Consider the following 26,658-nt stretch of genomic DNA (forward strand, 5'->3'; position numbering starts at 1 on the left):
CGGGAGAGACGATGGCCGAGGAGCGGAGCACCGGCATGGAGGTGGCCGTGGTGACCGGGCTGTCCGGTGCCGGCCGCAGCACCGCCGCGAAGTGCCTGGAGGATCTGGGCTGGTTCGTGGTGGACAACCTGCCGCCCGAGCTGATCGCGACGATGGTCGAGCTGGGGGCGCAGGCCCGTGGCGCGATCACGAAGGTCGCGGTGGTGATGGACGTCCGCTCGCGCGCGTTCACCGACGACCTGTCGTCGATCATCAAGGACCTCGACGCGCGCGGCTACAAGCCGCGGGTGCTGTTCCTGGAGGCCACCGACGCGGTGCTGGTGCGCCGGTTCGAGCAGGTGCGCCGCGGCCACCCGCTGCAGGGCGACGGGCGGCTCATCGACGGCATCACCGCGGAACGTCAGATGCTCGCGCCGCTGCGCGAGGAGGCCGACCTGGTGCTGGAGACGTCCGCGTTGTCGGTGCACGACCTGCGTGCGAAGATCGAGGACGCGTTCGGCAGCGAGGCGGCCATGCAGACCCGCGTGACCGTGCTGTCGTTCGGTTACAAGTACGGGCTGCCGATGGACGCCGACCTGGTGATGGACGTCCGCTTCCTGCCCAACCCGTTCTGGATCCCGGAGTTGCGCGATCACACCGGCCTGGACGCCGAGGTGCGCAACTACGTGCTGTCCCAGGAGGGCGCCGAGGAGTTCCTGGACCGCTACCACCAGCTGCTGCGCCTGATCGGCGCTGGTTACCGGCGGGAGGGCAAGCGCTATCTGACGCTGGCGGTGGGCTGCACCGGCGGCAAGCACCGCAGTGTGGCGATCTCCGAGGAACTGTCCCGGCTGTTGTCCAATGAGGACGGTATGGCCGTGAAGGTCGTGCACCGGGACCTGGGACGCGAGTGACGCCGGCGTTGCGAGCCGTCGCGCTGGGCGGCGGCCACGGGCTGCACGCGACGCTGACCGCGCTGCGGCGGCTGACCCCGGACGTGACCGCGGTGGTCACGGTCGCCGACGACGGCGGCTCGTCCGGGCGGCTGCGCCGGGAGCTGGGCCTGCTGCCGCCCGGGGACCTACGGCAGGCGCTGGCCGCGCTGACGGTCGCCGAGAAGGGCGAGTCGCTGTGGGCGGAGGTGTTCCAGCACCGTTTCGGCGGCAGTGGCGCGCTGACCGGGCACGCGGTGGGCAACCTGTTGCTGGCCGGGCTGTTCGAGGTGCTGGGCGATCCGGTGGCCGCGCTGGAGGAGGCGCGCCGCCTGCTGGGGGTGCCCGGCCGGGTGCTGCCGATGTCGCCCGAGCCGCTGGAGATCGAGGCCGAGGTGTCCGGGCTCGACGACGACGGGTCGCTGCGCCGCATCCGCGGCCAGGTCGCCGTGGCCAGCACACCGGGGCGGGTCGAGCGGATCACGCTGCGCACGCCGGGGCGGCCGGGCGGGGTGCCCGCGGCGTGCGAGGAGGCGGTGCGGGCCGTGCTGGACGCGGAGGCGGTGTTCCTCGGGCCGGGTTCGTGGTTCACCAGCGTGATCCCGCACCTGATGGTGCCGGGCCTGCACGATGCGCTGCTGCGCACCGCGGCGACCAAGATCGTGGTCCTCAACCTCGTCCCGCAACCGGGTGAGACGGCGGGGTTCTCACCCGAGCGGCACTTGGACGTACTCTTCCAGCACGCGCCCGGGCTGCGGGTGGACGCGGTGATCGCCGACCGGGACTCGGTGCCGGCACCGGGCCGCCTGCGGGACGCGGCGGCGGGGCTGGGGGCGACGACGCTGCTGGCGGATGTGGCAGACCCTGGTCGCGAGGGTGTGCACGATCCGGATGCGCTGGCGAGCTGTGTGCGGGAAGCTCTCGGTCTCAGCGGGACCGCGGGCGGGAAAGGGTAGGGAGGGGCCATGGCGATGACCGCCGCCGTGAAGGACGAGCTCAGCAGGCTGCAGATCACCAAGATCGGGCCGCGCCGGTCGGAAGTCGCATCGATGCTGCGCTTCGCCGGTGGCCTGCACATCGTGGGGGGACGGGTGGTGGTGGAGGCGGAGCTCGACACGGGTTCGGTCGCGCGGCGCCTGCGCAAGGAGATCCACGAGCTGTACGGTCACCACTCGGACGTGCACGTGCTGTCCGCCGGCGGGCTGCGCAAGACGACCCGGTACATCGTCCGGGTGGTTCAGGACGGGGAGAGCCTGGCCCGGCAGACCGGGCTGATCGACCAGCGGGGCCGCCCGGTGCGCGGCCTGCCGGCCGCGGTGGTGTCCGGGGGCATCGCCGACGCGGAGGCCGCATGGCGGGGCGCCTTCCTGGCGCACGGCTCGTTGACCGAGCCGGGCCGGTCGTCGTCGCTGGAGGTGACCTGTCCCGGCCCGGAGGCGGCGCTGGCGCTCGTGGGCGCGGCCCGGCGGATGGGCATCCAGGCGAAGTCGCGCGAGGTCCGGGGCGCCGACCGGGTGGTGGTGCGCGACGGTGACGCGATCGGCGCCCTGCTGACCCGGCTGGGCGCCCACGCGAGCGTGCTGCAGTGGGAGGAGCGGCGGATGCGCCGCGAGGTCCGGGCGACGGCCAACCGCCTGGCGAACTTCGACGACGCGAACCTGCGCCGCTCGGCCCGCGCCGCGGTCGCGGCGGCCGCCCGGGTGGAACGGGCCCTCGACATCCTGGCGGACTCGGCGCCGGAACACCTGCTGGCGGCCGGCCGGCTCCGGCTGGAGAACCGGCAGGCCTCGCTGGAGGAGCTGGGTCAGCTCGCCGACCCGCCGATGACGAAGGACGCGGTCGCCGGCCGCATCCGGCGGTTGCTGGCCATGGCCGACAAGCGGGCGAAGGAACTGAACATCCCGGACACCGAAAGCGCGGTCACCCCGGACATGCTCGAGGAAAGCGTCTGACTCCGCACGGGACGCGGCCGCAGGTGACGGGATCGCGTCTCCGCGCTGATCCGCCGGACCAGGCGGTCTCCCGCGCCGGACGATCAGCGCCGGCGCGGGAGACCTGGTGGGTGGCGGGCTCCTGCGGGGAAAACCTCAGGACAGCAACGATTTCACGGCTGCCGTCGCCACGGTGACCTCTGCCATCGCGGTTTGCATGGGCGTTCCGCCCGGTCGGTGGCTGAGCACCACCACGATGTACCGGTCGCCGTTGCCGACCACGCCGCTGGTGTGCGCGTCCACGCCGCCGCGGCCGGCCGCCCAGCCCTGTTTGATCGCCCGCGGGACGCCGGGCAGCGCGTCCGGGATGCCGAAGAACTGGTCCGTTCCGTCGGCCGCCACCCGCTCCGCGGCGCGGAGCGGGTCGAGGATCAGGCGGCGCTGGTCGGCCGGCAGGGCGAGCACCGCCCGGTACACCGTGACCATGTCCGACGCCGACAGCAACGTGTCGCCCCAGCGGCTCGAGTCGGCCGGCGGCTCGGTCGCGGTCAGGCTGAGCGACTGCGCGACGCGGTGGACGATGTCCGGGCCGCCGCCGGACTGCCACAGCGCACTGGCGATCACGTCGTCGCTGGCGGCCAGCATGCGGGCGACTCGCGGGCTCGGCCGGTCGCTGGTCACCTTGCCGCGCTGCACCAGGTCCAGCGCGATGATCACCTTCACCAGCGACGCCGACCGGAACCGGGCGTCGGTGCCCTCCGCCCGCAGGACCCGGTCCTGCGTGCGGTCGTAGACCAGCACGCTGGTCTCCGACGCGTCGGCGGCCACCGTCGTGGAGGAGGTGCTGCCGGCGCCGCGGACCAGGAAGGCGGTCCCGAGGGCGAGGGCGATCACGACGACCGCGGTGACGAGGACGGAGACCGGACCACGCCGGTGTGGCTTCAGCTGCACGGTCGGCGCCGTGTGCACAGACATGCCGATCAGCATCGGGCAGCGATGTCCGGGTCCCGTCGCCGTCATGTCATGGTTTTGCTACCAAGTCGCGGCAGTTGGTGACCGACCGCCATAATCGCGGCGTGGCGAGTCTGCTGTTGATCGAGGACGACCCGGCCGTCCGGGAAGGACTGTGCCTGGGCCTGCGCCGGCACGGTCACGACGTGGCACCGGCTCCGGACGGGGAACGCGGGTTGCGCCTGCTCGCCGCCGGCCGTCCGGACCTCGTGCTGCTCGACCTGATGCTGCCCGGGATCGACGGGTTCGAGGTGTGCCGCCGCATCCGCGCGACCGCTCCGGTGCCGATCATCATGCTCACCGCCCGGGGTGACGACATCGACGTGGTCGGCGGGCTCGAAGCCGGAGCCGACGACTACGTGGTCAAACCCGTGCAGTCGCGCGTGCTGGACGCGCGCATCAAAGCCGTGCTGCGGCGCGGTGGCGCCGCCGGCCACGACCGCGAACAGCACGGCGACCTGATGATCGACCGGGCCGCCTGCGAGGTCACCAAGAAGGGGCACCCGGTCCGGCTGACGCCGACCGAGTTGCGGCTGCTGCTGGAACTCTCCCGCGTCCCCGGCCGCGTGCTCAGCCGTCAGCAGCTGCTGGAACTGGTGTGGGAACACGACTACCTCGGCGATTCACGGCTCGTCGACGCCTGCGTGCAGCGGCTGCGCGCGAAGCTGGAGGACCGGCCCGCCGCGCCGGTCTACGTGCGCACCGTGCGCGGGTTCGGCTACCGGTTCGGTCCACTGTGATCAGGCGAATCCTGGCGCTGCTGCGCGGAATCCGCGTCCGCCTGGTGCTGATCATCAGCCTCGTCGCGGTGGTGGCGACCGCCGGCGCGACCGGCATCAACTACGTCAGCGCGCGGCGCACGGTGCTCGCGGCGGCCCAGGACCGGCTGATGAATCAGCTGCGCCAGGACGTCGACGCCCTCGCCCCCACCGTGCGGATGCCGCCCGACCGGACCACCCTCGACGAGCTCACCACCGTCATCCGCGGATTGTTCGTCTTCGTCCGCTACCGCGATATGGTCTCGCACAACTCCTCCTCCCCGTCTTCGTGGCCGCTCGGGACTCCGATCCCGCCCGAGCTGGTGTCCCGCGTCCGCACCGAGGGGCGGTTGGTCTTCCAGCGCATCTCCGACCGCGACATCGGCCCGGCACTGGTGGTCGGCATGCCCGTGATGACGGTCGGCACGGACTTCCGCCCGGTGCCGTCCGGACTCGAGGTGTACGCCGAGTACCCGCTGTTTCAGGAACAGCAGCAGATCAGCGAGTTCGCGCTCAACGGCTGGCGCACGGCGGCCGTGGTGGTGCCCCTGGCGGTGATCCTCGCGTGGCTGGCCGCGGGTGCGGTGCTCCGGCCGGTCCGGCGGCTGCGCGACGGTGCCCGGGACCTGGCGCACGGACGGCTGTCCACCCGGCTGCCGGAACGCGGCGGCGACGAGCTGGCCGAGCTGGCGCGCACCTTCAACGAGTCCGCCGCGAGCCTGGAACAGTCCGTGGGGGACCTGCGGCGGATGGAGGCCGACGCGCGCCGGTTCGTCGCCGACGTCTCGCACGAGTTGCGCACCCCGCTCGCGGCCATGACCGCCGTGACCGAGGTGCTCGACGAGGAGGGGGCGCGCCTGCCCGGTGACGCCGGCACCGCGGCCCGGCTGATCAGCGAGGAGACCCGCAAACTGACCCGGCTCGTGGACGATCTCATCGAGATCTCCCGCTTCGACAACGGCCGTGCCCGGATGGACCGGCGGGAGGCCGACCTGGGCGAGCTGATCGCGGCGACCTTGCGCACCCGTCAGTGGACGGACCGGGTCGGGGCCGCGCTGCCGGCCGGGATCACCGCCCCGGTGGACGCGCGACGATTCGACGTCATCGTGGCGAACCTGGTCGGCAACGCGCTGCGCCACGGCGCCCCGCCGGTGCGGGTGCGGCTGTGCCCCTCCGGCCCGGACGCCCTCGTCGAGGTCACCGACCACGGACCGGGCCTGGCCGAGGACGTGCTGCCGCACGTGTTCGACCGGTTCTACAAGGCCGACAGCGCACGGACGAGGTCGGAGGGCAGCGGTCTGGGTTTGTCGATCGCGCAGAACAATGCCGTCCTGCACGGGGGCACGCTCGAAGCGGGCAACCGGCCGGGAGGTGGGGCGCGGTTCCTGCTGCGGCTGCCCCGGACGGTGGCGCCGTGATGCGGTGGGTCGCGCTGCTGCTCGTGCTGGTGCTCGCCGGGTGCGGCGTCCGGCCGACAAGGCCGGTCGGGGCGGGGGAGGGGCCGATCGGGGTGGCGCCCGGGCCGATCCTGTACTTCCAGCGCGCGGGGGCCACGACACCGGTGCTGCGCCAGACCGGTCATCTGGGCACCGTGCGGGAAGCGGTCGCCCTGCTCCTGGCTGGTCCGACCCCGCAGGAGCAGGATTTGGACTACTACACCGCCATCGGACCCGTAGCGGCCTCCGCCACGTCCGTCGGGCCGGTGCGGGACGGCGTGGTGACAGTGGACTTCACCATGCCCCTGGAGTACGTCGGGCAGGAGGCGAAGGCCCAGATCGCGTGCACCGTGATCGCGGTGAACGCCCAGCTCGGTGCCAATGCCCGCAATCTGCTCGTCCGGTTCCGCAGCGTTCCGGGCGTCACGCAGTTGTCGGGCCCGGACGCCTTTCCCGCGGCGGCCGGGCCGTACGCCCAGGATGCGCCCCGGGGCTGCCCGGCCATGCCCAGGTGAGGACCCGCCGGGGCTCAGGTCGCGTCGTGGAAGACGAGGCCGAGCGTGTGACGGATGCCGCTGCGGACGGTGCTGACGCCGTGCCGCACCGGTGCCGCCGACCAGCCCCGCGACGAGCGCACCGGGCGGTCCCGCGTGGTGAAGATCAGCGCGTGTCCCTGCGGCAACACGGTCACCGTGCCGCGGGACTGGGCCCTTGGCCGCTGCTCGACGAGCAGGAACTCACCGCCGGTGTGGTCGGTGCCGGGTGCGTCCAGGCCGATCACGACCTGCAGCGGGAACACCAGCTCTCCGTAGAGGTCGCGGTGCAACGCGTTCCAGTCACCGGCCCGGTACCGCAGCAGGATCGGGGTCGGGCGGGTCTGGCCTGCCCGGTGACAGCGGTCCAGCCAGGTCGCCAGGTCGTCCGGCCACGGTGCGTCCCAGCCGAGCTTGGCGGCCCAGTCCCGGGCGACCGGCAGCAGGCGCGGGTAGAACGCCTCGCGCAGCCGTGCTACCGGATCCGGCAGCGGGTGGTCGAAGTACCGGTACTGCCCGGAGCCGAACCGGAAGCGCGCCATGTCGATCGTGGACCGGAACCGGCCGGGGTCGTCGTAGAGCGCCGCCAGCTCGCGGCATTCGGCCGGGCTCAGGATCGGGGGCGTGAGCGCGCAGCCGAGGTCGTTCAGGTCCCGGGTGAGAGCCGGCCAGTCCAGGCCGGCGAGGTCGGTGGTCCGCACGTCCGCGAGTGTGCGCCGGTTTCCGGCCGGGGGCTGGCGGAAATCGGCCGGGGAGCCCGCCGGACGGCGATCCCCGCTGCCGGCGGCGTGGGATCATGACCGGCATGGCGAGCGAAGGACCAACCACGGAGGAGGCCGTGCGCACCGCGTTGCTGCTCCTGCCGCGGCTGGTGGGGCGCGCCAAGAAGATCCCGGTCCCGGAGTCGCTGCGCGGGTTCTCCCTCGCCCCGCGGCACCTGTCGCTGCTGTCCTACCTGCTCTTCGACGGGCCGATGACGGTCAACGAGCTGGCCGCGCGTCTGGAGGTCGCGTCCACCACGGTCAGCCTGATGGTCGGCGACCTCAGCCGCCGCGGCATCCTCACGCGCACCGAGGACGAGCAGGATCGGCGCCGCACCATCGTGAGCATCGCCGCGGCGTACCACACGGATGTGGAGGGCTGGCTCGCCACCGGCGCACGTGCCTGGCGCACCGCGCTGGAGCCGCTCACGCCCGCACAGCGGCGGATGTTCCTCGACACGCTGCGCGCCTACGAGCGTGAAGTCGAGCAGGAGCGGGGTCCCGGGTAGTCTGGCCCGCTGTGCGTGACTCGGACCTGATCAGCGGGGGGCTGGTGGACGAGGGCCTGGCCCGGCGGCTCAAGGCGCTCGCCTGCACCGCGCCCCTGCACGACCTGGACGCGCGCAAGGCGAAGCTGGACTGGGCCGACGCGACCGTCTACCAGATGGCCGAGATCGCGCTGCACACCATCGACCTGGTCACCATCGCGATGGACTTCGACACCGGCGCCGGCCACGACGACGTGGTGCGCCGCCTGCAACCGTTCATCGCCGCCCAGGCCCCGCAGCGCCCCGCGGAGGAGCACCTGCGGGTCGCGCGCTGGGTGCTGGACAACCTGATCAACGTCGGCACCACGGACCGCGGCTTCCGCCGGGTCTACGGCAGCCTGGACGCGCACGGCCGTTACCGGCGCCGCGCGTTCGACTTCAAGCTGCTCGTCGAGCTGGCGGCCCCGGACGGCGAGGTGTACCTGCGGGCCAGCGACGAGGCGATCAACGTGCTGGTCGGCGCGCTGGACACCGACGTGGAGTCGGCGCAGATCGCGGCCGAGGTCAAGTTGGAGAACCTGATCAGCCGTGGCCGGCTGGCGGACGCGAAGCTCGCCGCCGAGCAGGCGCGCTACCGCACCGTCCAGTACGGCGAGACGTTGCGGGCCAAGCTCGACGCGACCCGCCGCGATGTGCGTGCGGTGGACTGGGACCGGGAGATGCCGGAGCTGCTGGACTCCGCGCTGACCCACATCGAATCCCGGTTCCGGGCCGAGAACGCGATCCTGCGCAACATCACCGCGGCCCGGGACGAGGCCGAGGACGTCGACCACAAGCGCCGTGCCGCCGAGCTGGTCGACATCGTCGGCGACTGCATCAGCCGCCACACCCGGCTGCAGGCGCGGTTGCAGGCCGCCGGCGCGGTGTTCCGCGCCGAGCAGGACCGCCAGCAGTTCTCCGGTCCGCCGCGGCGGGCCACGGTCGACCTGTTCGGCCAGATCCTGATGCCCGCGCTCGAACTGCCGATCGCCGAGGCCGTCGCGCCGCTGGAGTCGTACTTCCAGGCCGCGTCCGGGCTGACCGTGCCGACCGTGCCCGCGCTGCCGTCGCTGGTGTCGTTGCTGCTGCGGCCGGCACCCGAGCGCGACAAGGTGGTGGGCGAGGTGCCGGAGCCGGAGCTCGTCCCGCCCGAGAGCCTCGACCACTACAGTGACGAGCAGTGGCGGCGCGCGGACGAGCTGCTGGACCTGCCCGGGGTGCCGCGGCGGCTGTCCGGCGTGCTGGCCGAGGCGCGCGAGCTCGACCCGCAGCTGCCGCGTCTGGTGGCGTTGCGGGCGCTGCACTCCTACAGTCCCGAGGTGGGCGCGGCGATCCGGCAGGGGGACGACCGGGCGCTGCTCGCCGTCGACGACGGCACACCACTGGCCGACGGCGAGTTCGGCGGCGCCGACCTGCTGCTGAGCACGGTCCGGCTGGACCGCGACGTTGTGGACGAAGAGGGGGCGGCATGAGGACTGCGCGCAGGTCCGGATCATCCGGTGCCGGGCGGAGCGCGTCCGGCGCGGAGGTGCCGGCATGACGCGTCCGGTCACCACCGGCGACGCGGAGAACGCGGCACGGCTGATCTCGTTCGGCATGCGGCCCAAACACCTGCCCGCCCGCGACGTCGTGTACGCGGACCTGGTCCGCCGCTACGGTGAGGACAGCGCGTTCAAGCAGCTGACCAACTCCGTCGCGGCCGGCCTGGGCCTGATGGTGCTCGACGTGAGCAGCCAGGCCGGGGCGGTGCTGGCCGCCACCGACGAGTCGGTGTTCGAGGTCAGGATGGACAGCTACGCGCGGCAGAGCAAGATCCGCGAGCGCCGTGACACCGAGAAGGTGCTGCACGGCCTGGTGCACCTGGCCACCGCGGCGCTCGGTTACCCGCGCCCGGACGACCTGGCCAACGACACCTACATCGGCCGGGTCAGTGTCGACCAGGTCGACGGCGTGGTGCGCGAGGCGTGCCGGATCCTCGACGAGCGCGCGGCGAAGGCCGAGGCGAACAACGACCCGCTGTCCGACTCGCCGGAGCTGGAGCAGGCGTGGCGCGCCTACGCCCGCCGTCCCGAGGCGGCGGCGACCAAGGACGGCCGGCTGGCCTCGGACACCACGCGCGGCATGGTCTCGCGCGCGCTGCGGTTCCTGGCCGACCAGGGCTTCCTGGTGCAGGTCAGCGGCGAGCAGGGCGGCACCTACCGGACCACGCCGCGCTACCAGGTGCAGGTGCGGGAGCTGGCCGCGGACAGCGCCTTCGAGGAGCTGCTGGCACTCGGCGTGGTCGCGGTGTCCGACGGCGAGGGCACGCTGCGTCCGTCCGGTTCGGACACTCTGTAGGGGGAGAGATCGGTGTACGAGCTTTCGCGGGTGCGCCTGCACTCGGTCGGTCCGGCCGGCGCGCGCTACCAGGACGTGCTGCTCGACTTCAGCGGTGCGGGCCCGCTGGTGCAGGCGCCGGCGCAGGACGCGCTGTTCACCGCCGGGATCCACTCGGCCGAGGGCGGCCCGCCGCGGCGGCCGTCGCCGGCGAGCGTGCTGTTCCTGGAGAACGGCGGCGGCAAGTCGGTGCTGATCAAGCTGATCTTCTCGGTCATGCTGCCCGGGCGGCGTCAGGTGGTGGGCACGACCAGCACGCGCGTGCTGGAGAAGTTCGTCATGGCCAAGGACGTCGCGCACGTCGTGCTGGAGTGGCAGCACACCGGGACCGGGCAGCGGGTGATCACCGGCAAGGTGTCGGAGTGGCGCGGGCACGTGACCTCCGGTGATCCCGCCAACCTGATCGATTCGTGGTACTGCTTCCGGCCCACCGCGTCGCTGGATCTGGAGTCGCTGCCGTTCACCGACGGCGGCCGCCTGCTCACCATGTCCGGGTTCGCCGAGCAGCTGGACCGCGCGCACAAGGCCGAGCCGGAGCTGGAGCTGTTCACCACCCGGCGCCACCACGAGTGGACCGAGCGGCTGGACGGCCTCGGCCTGGACACCGAGCTGTTCCGCTACCAGCGCGCGATGAACGCCGGCGAGGGCGAGGCTGCCGACGCGTTCGCCTTCACCTCCGACGAGGCGTTCGTGGAGTTCCTGCTGCGCGCGGTGATCCCCGAGGACGACCCGAAGGACCTGGCGGAGGTGGTGCAGACCTACGCGCACAACCTCGGCCGCCGCGGCGAGCTGATGAGCGAGCGCGACTTCGTCGCCGGCGCGCTGGAGCTGCTCACCCCGCTCACCGAGGAGGAGTCGCTGGCCGCGGCGTCCCGCAAGCTGGCTGCCCTCGCCCGGGAGGAGGCGTGCGAGCTGGCCGGATCCGTCGTCGCCCGGCACCGGCTGGAAGCCGGACGGCTCGCCGGGCTCCGGTCCTATGTGGACGAGGCCAGGGATGCGGAGAAACTCGCCGAGGGCGACCACCGGCGCCGCGCCGCCGTCGTGACCGAGCTGCGCCGGGTCGTCGCGGAACTGCGACTGGCCGGCGCCACCGCCGAGAGGACCCGGCTCGACGAGGAGCTGCGGCACGCACGCGAGACGGCGGCCGCCTGGCGCGAGACCGGCACGGTGCTGGCACACGTCAACGCCGCCCGCAGGGCCGCCGACATCCGCGAGCTCGTCGGTGACCGCGAGCAGAGCGCGAAACCGGCGCTGGCGGCCAGGAACGCGGCGGCCACGGCACTGGCCCGCGGCCTGCTCGCGCTCGCCCGCGAGGCCGGGGAACAGGCCGGGGCCGCCGAAGCGCGCGCCGCGGCTGCGCGGACCGGCGCCGCGGCCGCCCAGGACCAGCGGGACGAGGCCACCGCCACCGCCGCCGCGCACCGCGCCGAGCTGGGACAGCTGACCCGCCGCATCGAGGAGGTGCGCGCGCGGGTGCAGCAGGCCGTCCGGGACGGGCTGCTCACCGATGGCACCCAGGTCGCCGCCGCGGCGCAGGAGGCCCGCACGCGCGGGGAGCAGGCGGTGGCGGAGCTGGCCGCGCGGGAGAGCGAACTGGAGGGCGTGGCCGAGGACCACGCCCAGGCCCAGTTCGCGCTGCACGCCGCGCAGCAGCGAGCCGCCGCCGCGCAGGTCCGCGCGGCACACGCGGCCGAGGAGCTGGCCAAGGCGCAGCGCCGCACCGACAGCCTCGCCGCGCACCCGCGGCTGCTGGAACTGCTCGGCGGTGACAACGTCCAGCTGGAGACCGACACCCCCGCGCTGCTGACCCGGTTGCGCGAGGCGCGGGCCGCCGCGGAACGGGAGCAGACCGCGCTGCGCATGGCGGAGTCGGCCGACGAACGTGCGCTGGCCGCGCTCGGCTCCGGTGGGCTGCTGCCGGCGCCGCCGGAGGTCCAGTCCGCTTTGGACGTGCTGGAGGCGGCGGGCATCACCGCGTGGTCCGGGTGGCGGTATCTGTCCACGATGGACAGCGCAGCGCGGGAGCGGGTGCTGCGGGACCTGCCGCACCTGCTCGGCGGGGTGCTGGTGAACGACCCGGCGCACCTGGACCGCGCCCGCCAGGTGCTCGCCGGCGCCAAGCTGCTGCCGAGCGTGGTGCTGCCGGTCGGCACCACCGGGGCGGTGCGTGCCGGCGGCGCGGCGCCGGGCGTGGCGTTCCTGGTCCCGCCCAACCCCGCGATGTACGACGAGGACGCCGCCGACACCGAGCGGCAGGCGATCGCCGCCCGGCAGGCCCGCCGGGAGAAGCAGCTCGACGCGCTGGCGAGCGCGATCGGCGACGACACGGCACTGGAGTGGAAGCTCACCACCTGGCGCGAGGACTACCCGCCCGGCGCGCTCGCCACGCTCGCCGAGGAGGCCGAGGCCGCGGCGGCCGGGCACACCGAGGCGGTGGCCGCCATCGCCGCGCAGGAACGCGCCCTGGCCGATCTGACTGCGCGGCGGAACCGGTTGCGGGAAGCGGTCCCGGCGCTGCGCGCCGCGGCCCGCACGAGCGAGGAGCGCGCCCGCAAGCTCGGTGAGCTGGCCGAGCGGGTCGCGTTGATCCCGCAGTGGACCGAGGCGGCCGGGCACGCGCAGGAGGTGGTCACCCGCGCGGAGGCCGGGGCCGAGCAGGCCGCGGCCCGCGCGGCGCGGCTGCGCGAGGAGGCCGCCGAGGAGCAGCGCACCGCCGACGGCCACCGCCGCACCGTGACCCACGCGCGGGCCGAGCTGGCCGAGGTGCCCGGCGGGGGATCGGTGTCCGAGGACGAGCCGGTGCCCGCCGAGCCGGTGGACGTGCTGCGCCGGGCGTTCGCCGCGGCCAGCGACGCCTACGCCCGGGTCGAGGTCGGCAGCGACCTGCGGGCCGAACTGGACCAGGCCGAAAGCGCGGAGGCCGCCGCGCGGGCGGCGCTGGAGGCCGTGGACGCCGCGGTGCGGGAGCGCGCCGCGCGGCTGCTGGAAACGCCGGACGGATCGGACGCCGCGACCCGCGCGGCGGCCCTGGCCCGCGCCGGGCGGGCGGTGTCGGCGCTGGAGGCCGAGCAGAGCGAGGCGATCGGGCTCGTCGCGACCTGCAAGGCCGAGCTGGACCAGCTGCCGGGGCAGAACGCGGCGCTGGAGACCCGGCCGCGCGACGTCGAGCACGGCCGTGAGCTGATCGACGACGCCACGGAGCAGGTGTCGGCCGCCGCCCGGGCGCTGGAGGAGGCGCAGGCGCGGCGCGCGGAGGCCGAACGCGCGCTGGAGGTGGCCACCGCCTCGGCCGCCGGGTTCGAGATGCTCGCCGGCTCGGTGGCGCACCTGGTTCCCGGCGGTGAGCCGGAGGGTGCGGTCGGGGCGGACAGTGCGGTCAGCGTGTTCGACGGCGATGTGGAGGCCGCGCAGGCCCGCTACCGCAAGCTGAACACGACGCTGACCGACGCCGAGGCCGCGGTGGAGGGCGCCGAGAAGCGGGTGCGCGCGGCGGCGGACGCGCTCGCCCAGTACGCGACGGACAAGCGGTTCGAGAAGCTGAGCAGCCCGGTGCGGCAGCAGATCGTGTCGGTGCGCCGGGACGACCTGCCGGCGCACGCGCGGGAGTGGGCGGCCGCGCTGAAGCCGCGGCTGCGGACACTGACCGACGACCTGGCGCAGATCGACCGGCACCGTTCCGGGATCGTCGCCCGGCTGCAGGGGATGGTCGAGGGTGCGCTGCGCATGCTGCGCTCGGCGCAGCGGCTGTCGCGGCTGCCCGAGGGACTCGGCGGCTGGTCCGGGCAGGAGTTCCTGCGGATCCGGTTCGGCGACCCCGAGGAGCCGCAGCTGTCCGAGGCGCTCGGTCAGGTCGTGGACGAGGCCGCGATCGGCCGGACCAGCGACGGGCGCGACGTCAAGCGCGACGGCATGTCCCTGGTGCTGCGGGGTGTGCGGGCGGCCGTGCCCAAGGGGTTCCGGGTGGACATCCTGAAACCGGACTCGGTGCTGCGCACCGAACGCCAGCGGGTGTCGGAGATCCGGGACGTCTTCTCCGGCGGCCAGCAGCTCACCGCCGCGATCATCCTGTACTGCACGCTGGCCGCGCTGCGGGCGAACAACCGTGGCCGGATCCGCAACCGGCACTCCGGGGTGCTGTTCCTGGACAACCCGATCGGCCGCGCGTCGGCCGGGTACCTGCTGGAGCTGCAGCGCGTCGTCGCCGAGGCGCTGGGCGTGCAGCTGATCTACACCACGGGCCTGTTCGACGCGGGAGCGCTGTCGGAGTTCCCGCTGATCGTCCGCCTGCGCAACGACGCCGACCTGCGGGCGGGCCGCAAGTACCTGTCGGTCGACGCCACGATCCGCAACCACCTCGACGACCTCGGGGAACCCGACGGCACCGCCCGCATCTCGGCGACCCGGCTGTTCACCAGGCCGGGGGAGCAGGCGAGCGTCTGAGGCCGACCCGCCCGCTCCCCGGGCGGTCAGCCGCGGATCGCCGCCTGGTACGCGGCCAGCTCGCCGGCGTCGTCGATGCTGCCGTGGTGGTGGAACTGCGCCCAGCGGCCGTCCGCGTAGCGGAAGTACCGGCTGGTGCGGATCCGCAGCGGCACCTCACGGCCGTCGACCACGTAGGAGCCGGTCTCCCGTCCGGCGAACAGCGCGTGGCCCTCGCCGGCGTACTCCACGATGTCGCCGAACGTCACCGTCACCAGCGCCGGACCGTGGAACACCTTGTCGTACAGCGCGCTGATCTCCGGGCCGCCGCGCAGGATGCCGCCCAGCGGGTTGTTCAGCTGGGCCAGCGGATCGCCGGTCCACACCTGCGCGAACACGTCCGAATCGCGCTGGTTGAAGGCGAAGTAGAAGGTCTCCAGCGCGGCCAGCGCGCCTTCGATGCCGGGCGCGGTGGCCGCGTCCAGCCGGTTGCGCGAGTCCGGGCCGAAGGTGGCCGCGAGGCGTCGGGTCATGTCCGCTCCTGTCGTCTAGAGTGTTCGATGGAGGTCGATCACATGAGTGTACGACAAGTTTCGAACACTGCGCGAGCGCGCGGGCTGACCCACGCCGACCCGAAGGACGTGTCCCTGCAGGACGCCTTGACCGCCGTCGCCGACCCGGTGCGCCGGGCCATCCTGCGCGAGCTGGCCGGGGTGCCGGACTGGACCAAGGCGTGCGGCACCTTCGACCTGCCGGTCACCAAGGCCACCCGCAGCCACCACTTCGCGGTCCTGCGCGCGGCCGGCCTGATCGAACAACGCGACGCCGGCCCCCGGCGGCTCAACAGGCTGCGCCGCGGCGAGTTCGACGACGCCTTCCCCGGCCTGCTGGAGCTGGTGCTGACTAGTCCCGCCGACCGTTGAGCGCCAGCCCCGCGCCGAGCCCGATCATCACCAGCCCGCCGGTGCCGCCGACCAGTTCGAGCCGCCGCGGCGAGCGGGCGAACCACGCCCGCGCGGCGCCCGCGACCAGCGCCCACCCGCTGTCCGACACCAGCGCGATGACCGGCAGCGCGATCCCCAGCACCAGGATCTGCCCCACCACCCCGCCCGCCGGGTAGTCGACGAACTGGGGCAGCACGGCCGCCAGGAACACGATCGACTTCGGGTTGGCGAAGCCCACCACGAACCCGTCCCGCAGCACGGCCACCGTGCGGCCGGACGTGGCCGGCACCGCGCCGGTGAGCGCCTCCGACAGTTTCCGGCGGTGCCGGACCGCCTGCACACCCAGGTAGACCAGGTAGGCCGCGCCGGCCAGCTTGATCACCGTGAACACGGTCGCCGAGGTCCGCACGAGCGCGCCCATCCCGAACGCCACCGCCACGACCTGGGTGTACACCCCCGCGGCGTTGCCGGCGACGGTCAGCAACGCGTCCCGCCGGCCCGCGGACAGCGCCCGGCTGACGGTGAACAGCACGCTCGGCCCGGGGACGACCACCATGACGAACACCAGTGCGGCGAAGGCGGCGAAGTGGCTCGGAGACACCATCACCGGAGCGTATCGGCACGTCCGCCTGGGTGACGAATGTTTATCCGCGGCGGATCGGGCCAACCCCCGGACGGTGACCGGATACCCGCCCAGTGACCGCACCGAGCCCGACTACGGCCGGCTGTGGGCCGGCGGGGTGGCGACCGCGGTCGTCGCCGCGCTCGCGGCCGTCGTCGGCCTGCTGATCGCCCGCGGCCTGTTCGACGTCGCCGTCCTGGCCCCGAAGGGCAACGGCATCTGGGGCAACGCCAACACGTTCACCTACGCGCTGTGCGCGGCCGTCGCGGCGCTGCTGGCGACCGGGCTGATGCACCTGCTCAGCCTCGCCACCCCGGCGCCCGGGCAGTTCTTCACCTGGATCATGGTGCTGGTCACCGCGATCGCGATCGTGCTGCCGCTGACGCTCACGGTGCGGACCGACGCCAAGGTGGCGACCGCGCTGATCAACCTCGCCATCGGGGCGGTGATCACCACGCTGGTCGGCACGGTGGCCGCCACCGCGCGCCGCCGCCGCCGCGACCGGGACGCGCCGGCGCCCACCGTCAAGTGGGACAACGGCCCGCACTACTACTCCTGAAAAGTGTCGGACCCCGGTGGTAGAACCACCGGGTGAGCAGGAAACTGGGGAACGACCAGCGCCGGGCCCGGCTGGTGAGCCGGCACCACCTGGCCGTGCCCGCGGACGGCCCGGAGCAGGTCGCCGAGAGTCTCGTCGCGCTGCACGCCACCGACCCGGCCACCGTGCACCTGTCGGTGCTCGCCCGCTGCGCGGCGGGCACGGCCGACGTGGAGCGTGCCCTCTACGACGACCGCACGCTGGTGCGGATGCTCGGCATGCGCCGCACCATGTTCGTCGTCCCCGCCGCGCTCGTGCCGGTCGTGCAGGCCGCGTGCGCCGACGACATCGCCGCCCGCGAGCGCACCCGGCTGGTCCAGCACCTCGCCACGGCCGGTCTGGACGGCCGCGACCTGGATGCCTGGCTCGCCGACGTCGAGGAGGGCGCCCACGCCGCGCTCCGCGCCCGTGAGCCGGCGTTCGCCCAGCAGATCGCCGACGGCGAGCCGCGGCTGCGCACCGAGATCGTGATGGCCGCCGGCAAGCCGTACGAGTCGCGCGGCTACCTCACCAACCGGGTGCTGTTCCTGCTCGCCGCCGCCGGCCGCATCGTGCGCGGCCGTCCGCGCGGCAGCTGGTTGTCCACCCAGTACGCCTGGTCCACCGTGGAGACCTGGCTGCCCGGGCTCGAACCGGTGGACGCCGGCACCGCCCGCGCCGAGCTGGCCCGCCGCTGGCTGCGTGCCTTCGGCCCGGCGCCGGTTGCCGACCTCAAGTGGTGGACCGGCTGGAGCGCCGGGCAGGTGAAGAAGACGCTCACCGCGATCGGCCCGGTGGAGGTCGACCTCGACGGGGGGCCGGGCATCGCGCTGCCCGGCGACGACGAACCGGTTCCCGAGCCCGAGCCGTCCGCCGCGCTGCTGCCCGCACTGGACCCCACCCCGATGGGCTGGCAGGAGCGCGGCTGGTTCCTGGGCGAGCACCAGCCGCTGCTGTTCGACCGCACCGGCAACATCGGCCCGACGGTGTGGTGGGACGGCCGCGTGGTCGGCGGGTGGGCGCAGCGGCCGGACGGCGAGATCGCGATCCGCCTGCTGGCCGACATCGGCGCCGACGGAACCGCGGCCGTGCACGCGGCGGCCGGCCGATTGCACGGCCGCCTCGGCGGCGTCACGGTCATACCGAAGTTCCGCACTCCCGTCGAGCGAGATCTCTCATCTTGATCGTCCTCTTGATCGATTCCCCACGGTGGTGGACATCTCGCTAGGGTGTGCGGGTAGACGCAGGCCAGCACCGATAGGGTTGGCCTCGAGCCCGAAGATGTGTGCCCGGCTCCCGCGTGGGCCGGGACGAACCCGAGGAGACAGCAGCAGTGACGGTTCGCGTAGGTGTGAACGGCTTCGGTCGGATCGGCCGCAACTTCTTCCGCGCCGTGCAGGCCGCGGGTCACGACATCGAGGTGGTCGCGTTCAACGACCTCGGTGACGTCGCCACCATGGCGCAGCTGCTCAAGTACGACAGCGTCCTGGGCCGCTACCCCGAGGAGGTCACGGTCGGCGACGACGGCATCGTCGTGGGCGGCAAGACCATCAAGGCCCTCGCCGAGCGCGACCCGGCCAACCTGCCCTGGGGCGACCTGGGCGTGGACGTCGTGGTCGAGTCCACCGGCTTCTTCACCCACGCCGACGCGGCGAAGGCCCACATCGCGGGTGGCGCCAAGAAGGTCATCATCTCGGCCCCGGCCAAGGGCGAGGACCTGACGGTCGTGCTGGGTGTGAACGACGACCTCTACGACGGCTCGCAGACGATCATCTCGAACGCGTCCTGCACCACCAACTGCCTCGGCCCGCTCGCCAAGGTCCTGCACGAGGCCTTCGGCATCGAAAAGGGCCTGATGACCACCATCCACGCCTACACGCAGGACCAGAACCTGCAGGACGGCCCGCACAAGGACCCGCGCCGCGCCCGCGCCGCCGCGCTGAACGTCGTGCCGACCTCCACCGGCGCCGCCAAGGCCATCGGCCTCGTCCTGCCGGAGCTCAACGGCAAGCTGGACGGCTACTCGCTGCGGGTGCCCGTGCCCACCGGCTCGATCACCGACCTCACCGTCGACCTGGCGAAGAAGGCCTCCGTCGAGGAGATCAACGCCGCGTACCGCGAGGCGGCCGAGGGTTCGCTGGCCGGCATCCTGCGCTACAGCGAGGACCCGATCGTCTCCAGCGACATCGTCAACGACCCGGCCTCCTGCATCTTCGACGCGCCGCTGACCAAGGTCATCGACAACCAGGTCAAGGTGTTCGGCTGGTACGACAACGAGTGGGGCTACTCCAACCGCCTCGCGGACCTGGTCAAGCTCGTCGGCTCGAAGCTCTCCTGAGGCCATGGCTGTCAAGACTCTCGAAGACCTGCTGGCCGAGGGTGTCTCCGGGCGGCGCGTTCTGGTCCGGTCGGATCTGAACGTGCCGCTCGACGGCTCGACCATCACCGACGACGGCCGCGTGCGGGCCGCGCTGCCCACCATCCGCCGCCTGTCCGAGGCCGGCGCGAAGGTGATCGTCGCGGCCCACCTCGGCCGCCCGAAGGGCACCCCGGAGGCCAAGTACTCGCTGCGGCCGGTCGCCGACCGGCTCGGCGAGCTGCTCGGCGCCGAGGTCCGGCTGGCCGGTGACGTCGTCGGCGAGCAGGCCCGTGCGGTCGTCGCGGGCCTGGCCGACGGCCAGGTCGCCCTGCTGGAGAACGTGCGGTTCGACCCGCGCGAGACCAGCAAGGTCGACGACGAGCGGGCCGGGCTGGCCCGCGACCTCGCGGCCCTGACCGGAGAAGGCGGCGCGTTCGTCTCCGACGGCTTCGGCGTGGTGCACCGCAAGCAGGCCTCGGTCTACGACGTGGCGCGGGCGCTGCCCGCCTACGCCGGTGGCCTGGTGCTCGCCGAGCTGGAGGTCCTGAGCAAGCTGACCGGTGACCCGCAGCGGCCGTACGTGGTCGTGCTCGGCGGGTCGAAGGTGTCGGACAAGCTCGCGGTCATCGAGGCGCTGCTGCCGAAGGTGGACCGCCTCCTGATCGGGGGCGGCATGGCCTTCACGTTCCTCGCCGCGCAGGGCCACGGCGTCGGCAACTCGCTGCTGGAGCAGGACTACGTGGACACCGCGCGCACGCTGCTGGCCGAGCACGCCGACAAGATCGTGGTGCCGTCCGACGTCGTGGTGGCGGACAGGTTCGCGGCCGACGCGGCCACCGACACCGTCGCGGCCGAGAAGATCCCGGACGGCTGGATGGGCCTGGACATCGGCCCGGCCACCACCGAGCACTTCGCGGCCGAGGTCGCCGCGGCGAGGACGGTGTTCTGGAACGGCCCGGCCGGCGTGTTCGAGATGGCGCCGTTCGCGGCGGGCACCAGGGGCGTCGCCGAGGCGATCGCCGCGTCCGGCGCGTTCAGCGTGGTCGGTGGCGGGGATTCCGCGGCCGCGGTCCGTGTGCTGGGCCTGCCCGAGGAGAAGTTCTCGCACATCTCCACCGGCGGCGGCGCTTCCCTGGAGTACCTCGAGGGCAAGGAGCTGCCGGGCGTGGCGGTACTGGAGGGTGGTGCCTGATGGCGCGCAAGCCGTTCATCGCCGGCAACTGGAAGATGAACCTCAACCACCTCGAGGCCATCGCCCTGGTGCAGAAGATCGCCTTCTCGCTGCCGGAGAAGTACTACGCGAAGGTGGACGTCGCGGTCCTGCCGCCGTTCACCGACATCCGCAGCATCCAGACCCTCATCGACGGGGACAAGCTGCTGCTGGCCCACGGCGCGCAGGATCTCTCGCCGCACGACTCCGGTGCCTACACCGGGGACGTGTCCGGGCCGATGCTCGCCAAGCTGGGGTGCTCCTTCGTGACGGTCGGGCACTCCGAGCGCCGCGAGTACCACCACGAGGACGACGACGTGGTGAACAAGAAGGTCCGCGCCGCGATCAAGCACGGCATCAAGCCGATCCTGTGCGTCGGGGAGAAGCTCGACGTGCGCGAGAGCGGCGGGCACGTCGAGCACTGCAGCGAGCAGCTGCTCGCCGGGCTCAAGGGGCTCACGGCCGAGCAGGTCAAGGACAACGTCGTGGTCGCCTACGAGCCGGTGTGGGCCATCGGCACCGGTAAGGTCGCGACCCCGGCCGACGCCGAGGAGGTCTGCAAGGCGCTGCGCGGCGCCCTGGTGGACAAGTACGGCGCCGAGGTGGCCGACGAGGTCCGGGTGCTCTACGGCGGCTCGGTGAAGTCGGGCAACATCGCCGAGCTGATCGCCTGCGACAACGTCGACGGTGCGCTGGTCGGCGGGGCGAGCCTGCAGGCCGACGAGTTCACCAAGCTCTGCGCCCTCGCTGCTGGCGGGCCGCTGCCGTAACGGGGCGGTCGGCGAGTAGTCTGGCAACCTCAGACCGTCACACGATCAGGCAACCCCCGAAGACCAGAGGATGAGATGAAGCTGTTCCTGCAAATCCTGCTGATCGCGTCCAGCGTGCTGCTCGTGATCGCCGTGCTGCTGCACCGTGGGCGCGGTGGCGGGTTGTCCTCGCTGTTCGGGGGTGGCATGCAGTCCAGCCTCTCCGGGTCGAGTGTGGCCGAGAAGAACCTCGACCGCATCACGCTGCTGCTCGGTGCCATCTGGCTGATCAGCATCGTGGGCCTGGGGCTGTTGCTGAAGGTGTGACGGACTGAAACGCACGGGCGTGCCTATGGGGGGTGCGCCGCCTATCACACTGTGAGGATTCATGGTTGGCGGTAACGCAATCAGGGGCACCAGGGTCGGTGCCGGTCCGTCCGGTGAGTCGGAGCGCGGTGAGGCCGCTCCCCGCCGCCGGGTGTCGTACTGGTGTGCCAACGGGCACGAGTCCCAGCCGTCGTTCGCCGTGGAGGCGGAGATCCCGGCGGAGTGGGACTGCCCGCGGTGCGGGCTGCCCGCCGGTCAGGACGAGAAGAACCCGCCGGCCGCGCCGCGGACCGAGCCGTACAAGACCCACCTGGCGTACGTGAAGGAACGGCGCAGCGACGCCGACGGTGAGGCCATCCTCGCCGAGGCGCTCGAGCGGCTGCGCCAGCGCCGTCAGATCTGAGGAATCGCTTACCCACGGACGGACCCGTCCCGCCGGCGCGCACCGGCGGAGCGGGTCCGTTCCGTCTGTCCGGGGTCCCGCCGGCAGCGGTCGCCGGCTTCGATGGTCAGACCCCGAGCGGGTAGCGGGCGCGGATCCGGAAACCGCCGTCCTCGGTGGTGCACGTCTCCAGGCTGCCGCCGAGCAGCCGGGCCCGTTCGGCGAGCCCGGCGAGCCCGTAGCCGCCCGACGGGAGCGCGGGCGGTTCCCCCCGGGGCCGTTCGTTGCGGATCTCCACGGTCAACGCGCCGTCCCCGCCGCGGACGAGCACCGTCGCCGGTGCACCGGGCGCGTGCTTGCACACGTTCGTCAGCGCCTCCTGCACCGTCCGGTACGCCGCCGCCGACACCTTCGGCGGCACCTGCTCGGGCACCGCGTCCATGGTCAGCCGCACGGCGAGGTTGCAGTTGTGCACCAGGCGGCCGAGCTCACCGATACCGGGGTGCGGGCCGTCGTCCTCGCCGCCCGAACGCAGAACCCCGACCAGTGACCGGAGTTCCTCCAGGGTGCGGGTGGACAGCTGCCGGATGACCTCCGCCGTCTGCCGCGCGGACGGCGGGTCCTGGGCGGTGAGCGCCCCGGCCTGCATGGCGATGAGCGTGATGTCGTGGGACACCACGTCGTGCATCTCCCGGGCGAGGCGGGCCCGTTCCTCTGCGCGCACGGCGGCGGCGGCGAGCCGGCGTTCCCGGTCGCGGCTCGCGGTCAGCTCACCCAGCTTCCGGGTCAGCCGCGCGCGAGCCCCGGCGAGCAGGCCGATCGCGATCGGCATGCCCGCGACGAGCACGCCGTAGATGCCGTCGAGGACGTGCTCCCGCCAGCTCAGCTGGGTGAAGTCGCCGGGCGGCCACCGCACGAACCGGCACGCCCACACCAGGACCGCGCCGGCCCACACCTGCCAGTGCATCTGCTTGCGGGTGGCGAGCATGCCCAGCGCGATCATCGCGGCCAGCTGGGACCAGCCGATGAGGAAGCCGGGCACGGTCAGCAGCACCGCGCCGAAGGGCAGCCGGCGGTGCGCGGCCAGCGCGAGGCAGGCCAGCGCGGACAGGAGGATCGAGTACGGCGGTGCGTTCGCCGGGACGGCGAGCCAGACGTCGAGCGCGGCGACGAGGATCGCGGCGACATCGACCGCGAGCGGCACCCACCGGGACCGGCGGACCACGGCCGCGGGGCGGTGTGCCCGGCCGGCGGCCCCCGCGCCCGGGCCGCCGACCGAAATCCCGATGGACAGTCCCTCGGAGCTCATGGTTGCGACCTCACTCGTCTTGTGGACTGTCTAGGAGAGTCCCCAGCGGTGCGAGCGGGACGCGTGCCGTCACAACAATGTGCGGATGCTAACGAGAATGCGGTGCGGGCCGTGAATCGCCGTCGCCCACCGGCACGAGAAAGGCCCGCCGGCAGCACCGGCGGGCCTCGTCCCAGTCGGCTCAGGCCGTGGGCGGCTGGTAGACGTGCGACAGCTTGCTCGCCGCCGTCCGGTCGAGCAGCCACAACGTGCGCCGCCGCCCCTGGGCACCAGCCACGGGCAGCTGGACCTCTCCCGCGCCGGACAGGGCCAGCGCCACCGCGTCGGCCTTCGCCTCGCCCGTGGTCATCAGCCAAACGTCGTGCGCGCGGCGGATCGCGGGCAGGGTCAGCGACACCCGCGTCGGCGGCGGCTTCGGGCAGTTCCGCACCGCCACGACGCTGCGCTCCGTCTCGTACACCGCGGGCGACTCGGGGAACACCGACGCGGTGTGCCCCTCGCCGCCGAGGCCGAGCAGGCAGATGTCGAACGACGGCACGTCGCCGTGGTCCTCCGGCCGCGCGTTGTCCGCCAGCACCCGCGCGTAGGCGGCCGCGGCCGCGTCCACGTCGTCGCCGAACTCGCCGTCCGACGGCGCCATCGCGTGCACCCGCTCCGGGTCGACGGGCACGTGGTCCAGCAGCGCCGCACGCGCCTGCTTCTCGTTGCGCTCGTCGTCGTCCGCGGGCACGAACCGCTCGTCGCCCCAGTAGATGTCGAGCCGGGACCAGTCCACCGCGTCCCGGGCGGGGGAGCGGCGCAACTGCTCCAGCACCGCGATCCCGGTACCGCCGCCGGTCAGCACCAGCGAAGCCGAACCCTTTGCGGCCTGCAGGTCCACCAGGCGCGTCACCAGCCGGGCCGCCGCCGCGGCCGCGAGCAGCTCGCCGCTCGCGTACACCACGACCTCCGCCATCAGGCGCTCGCCTCCGACTTCACCGACTTCACCGACTGCGCCGACTTCACCGGCTTCACCGGCTTCTTCGCGGCGGGCTTCTTCCTGGTGGCGCCCGCCGACCCGCCGGACAGCTTGTCCAGGCCCTGCAACGCCGCCTCGTACACCTCGTCCGGGTCGAGCCGCCGCAGCTCCTCGATCAGGCAGTCCTTGGTGTTGCGCCGGTGCAGCGCGATCCGCCGGGTGGGCTGGTCCGGCTGCATCAGCGTGCCGACCTTGCCGTCCGGCCGGTGCAGGGCGATCGCGCCCGACCGCCGCTCCATCTCCACGGACACGATGCCCTGCGCGGTGGTCGTCTTCACCCGGCGCACCGGCACCTTCAGGTACTCGGCCAGCCAGCCTGCCAGCAGCTCGGTGGACGGCGAATCCGCCTCGCCGGTCACCGTCGCGCCGGTGATCTTCTCGTAGGGCGGCAGATCCAGCGCGGCCACCAGCTGGGCCCGCCAGTTCGTCAGTCGCGTCCAGGCCAGGTCCGTGTCGCCCGGCACGTACGACTTCCGCCGCGCCGACAACGCCCTGATCGGGTTGCGCTCCGCCGCCGAGTCGGTGATCCGGCGCTGCGCCAGCTGCCCGATCGGGTCCTCCGCCGGCACCTTCGGCCCGGAACTGGGCCACCACGCCACGATCGGCGCGTCGGGCAGCAGCAGCGGGATCACCGCGCTCTGACCCTGCGAGGCCAGCGGGCCGTACAGCCGCAGGATGATGACCTCGCTCGCGCCGGCGTCGCCGCCGACGCGGATCTGCGCGTCGATCCGGGCCGCGGCCGTGCGCGAACCGCGGGCCAGCACGATCACCCGGCACGGGTGCTCGCGGCTGGCCTCGTTGGCCGCGTCGATGTGCTCCTCCAGGTGCTCGCCGTCGTCGTCGACGATCACCAGCGTCAGCACGCGGCCCAGCGCGACGGCGCCGCCGCGCTCGCGCAGCTCGACCATCTTCCGGTTGACCTGCGAGGTCGTGGTCGAGGGCAGGTCGATGATCACGGGCGCCTCCAGTTCCGGCCGCTGCGCTGCAGGACCTCGTCCGCGGACTGCGGGCCCCACGTGCCCGGGGGATAGGGCTCCGGCGCGCCGTGCTTCGCCCAGAACTCCAGGATCGGGTCCAGGATCCGCCAGGACAGCTCGACCTCTTCGTTGACCGGGAACAACGAAGGCTCGCCGAGCAGCACGTCCAGGATCAGCCGCTCGTAGGCCTCCGGCGAGGACTCGGTGAACGCGTGCCCGTAGCCGAAGTCCATCGTGACGTCGCGGACCTCCATCGTGGTGCCCGGCACCTTCGAGCCGAACCGCAGCGTCACGCCCTCGTCCGGCTGCACCCGGATCACCAGGGCGTTCTGCCCCAGCTCCTCGGTGGAGGTGTAGTCGAACGGCAGGTGCGGTGCGCGCTTGAACACCACCGCGATCTCGGTGACCCGCCGGCCCAGCCGCTTGCCGGTGCGCAGGTAGAACGGCACCCCGGCCCAGCGGCGGTTCTGCACCTCCAGCGACACCGCGGCGTAGGTCTCGGTGGTCGAGTCCTTGGCGAACCCGGCCTCCTGCAGCAGGCCCGGCACCTTCTTGCCGCCCTGCCAGCCACCGGTGTACTGGCCGCGCGCCGTGGTCTCGGCGAACGGCTCCATCGGCTTGGTGGCCCGCAGCACCTTGATCTTCTCCGCCCGCAGCGCCCTCGGCTCGAACGACAGCGGCTCCTCCATCGCGGTGAACGCGAGCAGCTGGAGGAGGTGGTTCTGGATCACGTCGCGCGCCGCGCCGATGCCGTCGTAGTAGCCGGCGCGGCCGCCGAGGCCGATGTCCTCGGCCATGGTGATCTGCACGTGGTCGACGTAGTTGGCGTTCCAGATCGGCTCGAACAGCTGGTTGGCGAAGCGCAGCGCGAGAATGTTCTGGACGGTCTCCTTGCCGAGGTAGTGGTCGATGCGGAACACCGACTCCTCGGGGAAGACGTCGTTGACGATCGCGTTGAGCTCCTTGGCGCTCGCCAGGTCGTGCCCGAACGGCTTCTCGATGACCACCCGCCGCCACGACTCGTCGTCGGACTGCGCGAGCCCGGACCGCGCCAGCTGCTTGGTCACCACCGGGAACGCGCCCGGCGGGATCGACAGGTAGAACGCGGTGTTGCCGCCGGTGCCGCGTTCGGCGTCCAGCTCGCGCACGGTCTGCGCGAGCCGGTCGAACGCGTCGTCGTCGTCGAAGGTGCCCTGCACGAAGCGGATGCCCTCGGCGAGCCGGTTCCACACCGACTCCCGGAACGGGGTGCGCGCGTGCTCGGCCACCGCGTCGTGCACGAGCTGCCCGAAGTCCTCGTCCTCCCAGTCCCGCCGGGCGAAGCCGACCAGGGAGAACCCGGCCGGCAGCAGCCCGCGGTTGGCGAGGTCGTAGATCGCCGGCATCAGCTTCTTGCGCGACAGGTCACCCGTGACGCCGAAGATCACCAGGCTGGACGGCCCGGCGATGCGCGGCAACCGCTTGTCGCGGGGATCCCGCAACGGGTTGGTCCACCCCTTGCTGCTCATCGCACCGCCTCGA

Annotated in this window: 26 protein-coding genes; 18 read left to right on the plus strand and 8 right to left on the minus strand. The window is 73.0% G+C overall.

Annotated elements, in window-relative coordinates; all coding sequences use genetic code 11:
• Positions 1–35 precede the first annotated feature (35 nt).
• Genes rapZ through whiA form a run of 3 tightly spaced genes read left to right on the plus strand, consistent with a single transcriptional unit; the run spans position 36 to position 2,863 of the window.
• Entirely contained in the window at positions 36–893 is an 858-nt protein-coding gene (gene rapZ, locus FHX45_RS27305) for an RNase adapter RapZ (protein ID WP_167109525.1), read from the plus strand.
• A gap of 8 nt (positions 894–901) precedes the next feature.
• Complete coding sequence (locus FHX45_RS27310; RefSeq protein ID WP_167109527.1) at positions 902–1,867, plus strand: gluconeogenesis factor YvcK family protein; 966 nt, start codon at positions 902–904, stop codon at positions 1,865–1,867.
• A 9-nt stretch (positions 1,868–1,876) separates the two neighbouring features.
• On the plus strand, positions 1,877–2,863 hold the full coding sequence (gene whiA, locus FHX45_RS27315; protein WP_167107919.1) for a DNA-binding protein WhiA: 987 nt from the start codon (positions 1,877–1,879) through the stop codon (positions 2,861–2,863).
• Between the two features lie 135 nt (positions 2,864–2,998).
• Here whiA and FHX45_RS27320 read toward each other — a convergent pair whose 3' ends face one another.
• Complete coding sequence (locus FHX45_RS27320) at positions 2,999–3,817, minus strand: serine hydrolase (RefSeq protein WP_167107922.1); 819 nt, start codon at positions 3,815–3,817, stop codon at positions 2,999–3,001.
• A gap of 101 nt (positions 3,818–3,918) precedes the next feature.
• On the opposite strand from FHX45_RS27320, the gene FHX45_RS27325 reads away from it, so the two are divergent.
• The 3 genes from FHX45_RS27325 to FHX45_RS27335 are packed head-to-tail and all read left to right on the plus strand — an operon-like array spanning position 3,919 to position 6,562.
• Positions 3,919–4,593 carry a response regulator gene (locus FHX45_RS27325; protein ID WP_167107925.1) on the plus strand — a complete coding sequence of 225 codons (675 nt, stop codon included), beginning with the start codon at positions 3,919–3,921 and terminating at the stop codon, positions 4,591–4,593.
• Entirely contained in the window at positions 4,590–6,029 is a 1,440-nt protein-coding gene (locus tag FHX45_RS27330) for an ATP-binding protein (protein WP_341771632.1), read from the plus strand. The genes FHX45_RS27325 and FHX45_RS27330 overlap by 4 nt, the downstream gene beginning before the upstream one ends.
• Positions 6,029–6,562, plus strand: a complete 534-nt coding sequence (locus FHX45_RS27335) for a GerMN domain-containing protein (RefSeq protein ID WP_167107928.1) — start codon at positions 6,029–6,031, stop codon at positions 6,560–6,562. Before FHX45_RS27330 ends, FHX45_RS27335 begins: the two co-directional genes overlap by 1 nt.
• A gap of 14 nt (positions 6,563–6,576) precedes the next feature.
• On the opposite strand, the gene FHX45_RS27340 is transcribed toward FHX45_RS27335, so the two are convergent.
• Positions 6,577–7,281: a 2OG-Fe(II) oxygenase gene (locus FHX45_RS27340; protein ID WP_167107931.1), complete on the minus strand. Its 705-nt coding sequence runs from the start codon at positions 7,279–7,281 to the stop codon at positions 6,577–6,579.
• 104 nt (positions 7,282–7,385) lie between these two features.
• Between FHX45_RS27340 and FHX45_RS27345 the strand changes: the two genes are divergently transcribed.
• From FHX45_RS27345 to FHX45_RS27360, 4 genes are all read left to right on the plus strand, one after another.
• The gene (locus FHX45_RS27345) at positions 7,386–7,850 is read left to right on the plus strand and encodes a MarR family winged helix-turn-helix transcriptional regulator (protein ID WP_167107934.1); all 465 of its coding nucleotides are present in this window, start codon (positions 7,386–7,388) and stop codon (positions 7,848–7,850) included.
• 11 nt (positions 7,851–7,861) lie between these two features.
• Positions 7,862–9,340 (plus strand): hypothetical protein, encoded by a 1,479-nt coding sequence (locus FHX45_RS27350; protein ID WP_167107937.1) that lies wholly within the window; start codon positions 7,862–7,864, stop codon positions 9,338–9,340.
• A 64-nt stretch (positions 9,341–9,404) separates the two neighbouring features.
• The gene (locus tag FHX45_RS27355) at positions 9,405–10,205 is read left to right on the plus strand and encodes a hypothetical protein (RefSeq protein WP_167107940.1); all 801 of its coding nucleotides are present in this window, start codon (positions 9,405–9,407) and stop codon (positions 10,203–10,205) included.
• Positions 10,206–10,217: 12 nt separating this feature from the next.
• Entirely contained in the window at positions 10,218–14,684 is a 4,467-nt protein-coding gene (locus FHX45_RS27360) for a hypothetical protein (RefSeq protein WP_167107943.1), read from the plus strand.
• A gap of 26 nt (positions 14,685–14,710) precedes the next feature.
• On the opposite strand, the gene FHX45_RS27365 is transcribed toward FHX45_RS27360, so the two are convergent.
• Positions 14,711–15,196, minus strand: a complete 486-nt coding sequence (locus FHX45_RS27365) for a YybH family protein (RefSeq protein ID WP_167107946.1) — start codon at positions 15,194–15,196, stop codon at positions 14,711–14,713.
• Between the two features lie 42 nt (positions 15,197–15,238).
• On the opposite strand from FHX45_RS27365, the gene FHX45_RS27370 reads away from it, so the two are divergent.
• The gene (locus FHX45_RS27370) at positions 15,239–15,586 is read left to right on the plus strand and encodes an ArsR/SmtB family transcription factor (RefSeq protein WP_167107949.1); all 348 of its coding nucleotides are present in this window, start codon (positions 15,239–15,241) and stop codon (positions 15,584–15,586) included.
• Here the strand turns inward: FHX45_RS27370 and FHX45_RS27375 are convergent.
• Positions 15,567–16,211, minus strand: a complete 645-nt coding sequence (locus FHX45_RS27375) for a LysE family translocator (RefSeq protein ID WP_167107952.1) — start codon at positions 16,209–16,211, stop codon at positions 15,567–15,569. The two genes, FHX45_RS27370 and FHX45_RS27375, sit on opposite strands and share 20 nt — an antisense overlap.
• 73 nt (positions 16,212–16,284) lie before the next feature.
• Between FHX45_RS27375 and FHX45_RS27380 the strand changes: the two genes are divergently transcribed.
• The 7 genes from FHX45_RS27380 (at position 16,285) to FHX45_RS27410 (ending at position 21,854) form a co-directional block, all read left to right on the plus strand.
• Complete coding sequence (locus FHX45_RS27380) at positions 16,285–16,788, plus strand: DUF6069 family protein (protein ID WP_167107955.1); 504 nt, start codon at positions 16,285–16,287, stop codon at positions 16,786–16,788.
• 32 nt (positions 16,789–16,820) lie between these two features.
• A complete protein-coding gene (locus FHX45_RS27385) occupies positions 16,821–17,990 on the plus strand; it encodes a DNA glycosylase AlkZ-like family protein (protein WP_167107958.1) in 1,170 nt (389 codons plus the stop codon).
• Between the two features lie 149 nt (positions 17,991–18,139).
• A complete protein-coding gene (gene gap / locus FHX45_RS27390; protein ID WP_167107961.1) occupies positions 18,140–19,144 on the plus strand; it encodes a type I glyceraldehyde-3-phosphate dehydrogenase in 1,005 nt (334 codons plus the stop codon).
• 4 nt (positions 19,145–19,148) lie between these two features.
• Positions 19,149–20,357, plus strand: coding sequence for a phosphoglycerate kinase (locus FHX45_RS27395; RefSeq protein ID WP_167107964.1), 1,209 nt, complete (start codon positions 19,149–19,151; stop codon positions 20,355–20,357).
• Positions 20,357–21,145, plus strand: a complete 789-nt coding sequence (gene tpiA, locus FHX45_RS27400) for a triose-phosphate isomerase (RefSeq protein WP_167107967.1) — start codon at positions 20,357–20,359, stop codon at positions 21,143–21,145. The genes FHX45_RS27395 and tpiA overlap by 1 nt, the downstream gene beginning before the upstream one ends.
• Positions 21,146–21,220: 75 nt before the next feature.
• On the plus strand, positions 21,221–21,451 hold the full coding sequence (gene secG, locus FHX45_RS27405) for a preprotein translocase subunit SecG (protein ID WP_154758078.1): 231 nt from the start codon (positions 21,221–21,223) through the stop codon (positions 21,449–21,451).
• Positions 21,452–21,512: 61 nt separating this feature from the next.
• A complete protein-coding gene (locus FHX45_RS27410; RefSeq protein ID WP_167107970.1) occupies positions 21,513–21,854 on the plus strand; it encodes an RNA polymerase-binding protein RbpA in 342 nt (113 codons plus the stop codon).
• A gap of 106 nt (positions 21,855–21,960) precedes the next feature.
• On the opposite strand, the gene FHX45_RS27415 is transcribed toward FHX45_RS27410, so the two are convergent.
• The 4 genes from FHX45_RS27415 to zwf form a co-directional block, all read right to left on the minus strand.
• Positions 21,961–23,142 (minus strand): sensor histidine kinase, encoded by a 1,182-nt coding sequence (locus FHX45_RS27415; RefSeq protein ID WP_167107973.1) that lies wholly within the window; start codon positions 23,140–23,142, stop codon positions 21,961–21,963.
• Between the two features lie 181 nt (positions 23,143–23,323).
• Positions 23,324–24,097, minus strand: coding sequence for a 6-phosphogluconolactonase (pgl, locus tag FHX45_RS27420; protein WP_167107976.1), 774 nt, complete (start codon positions 24,095–24,097; stop codon positions 23,324–23,326).
• On the minus strand, positions 24,097–25,116 hold the full coding sequence (opcA, locus tag FHX45_RS27425) for a glucose-6-phosphate dehydrogenase assembly protein OpcA (RefSeq protein ID WP_167107979.1): 1,020 nt from the start codon (positions 25,114–25,116) through the stop codon (positions 24,097–24,099). The genes pgl and opcA overlap by 1 nt, the downstream gene beginning before the upstream one ends.
• Positions 25,113–26,645 carry a glucose-6-phosphate dehydrogenase gene (gene zwf / locus FHX45_RS27430; protein ID WP_167107982.1) on the minus strand — a complete coding sequence of 511 codons (1,533 nt, stop codon included), beginning with the start codon at positions 26,643–26,645 and terminating at the stop codon, positions 25,113–25,115. Before zwf ends, opcA begins: the two co-directional genes overlap by 4 nt.
• Between the last annotated feature and the right edge of the window lie 13 nt (positions 26,646–26,658).

It is taken from the genome of Amycolatopsis granulosa, assembly GCF_011758745.1.
Classification (GTDB): Bacteria; Actinomycetota; Actinomycetes; order Mycobacteriales; family Pseudonocardiaceae; genus Amycolatopsis_E; species Amycolatopsis_E granulosa.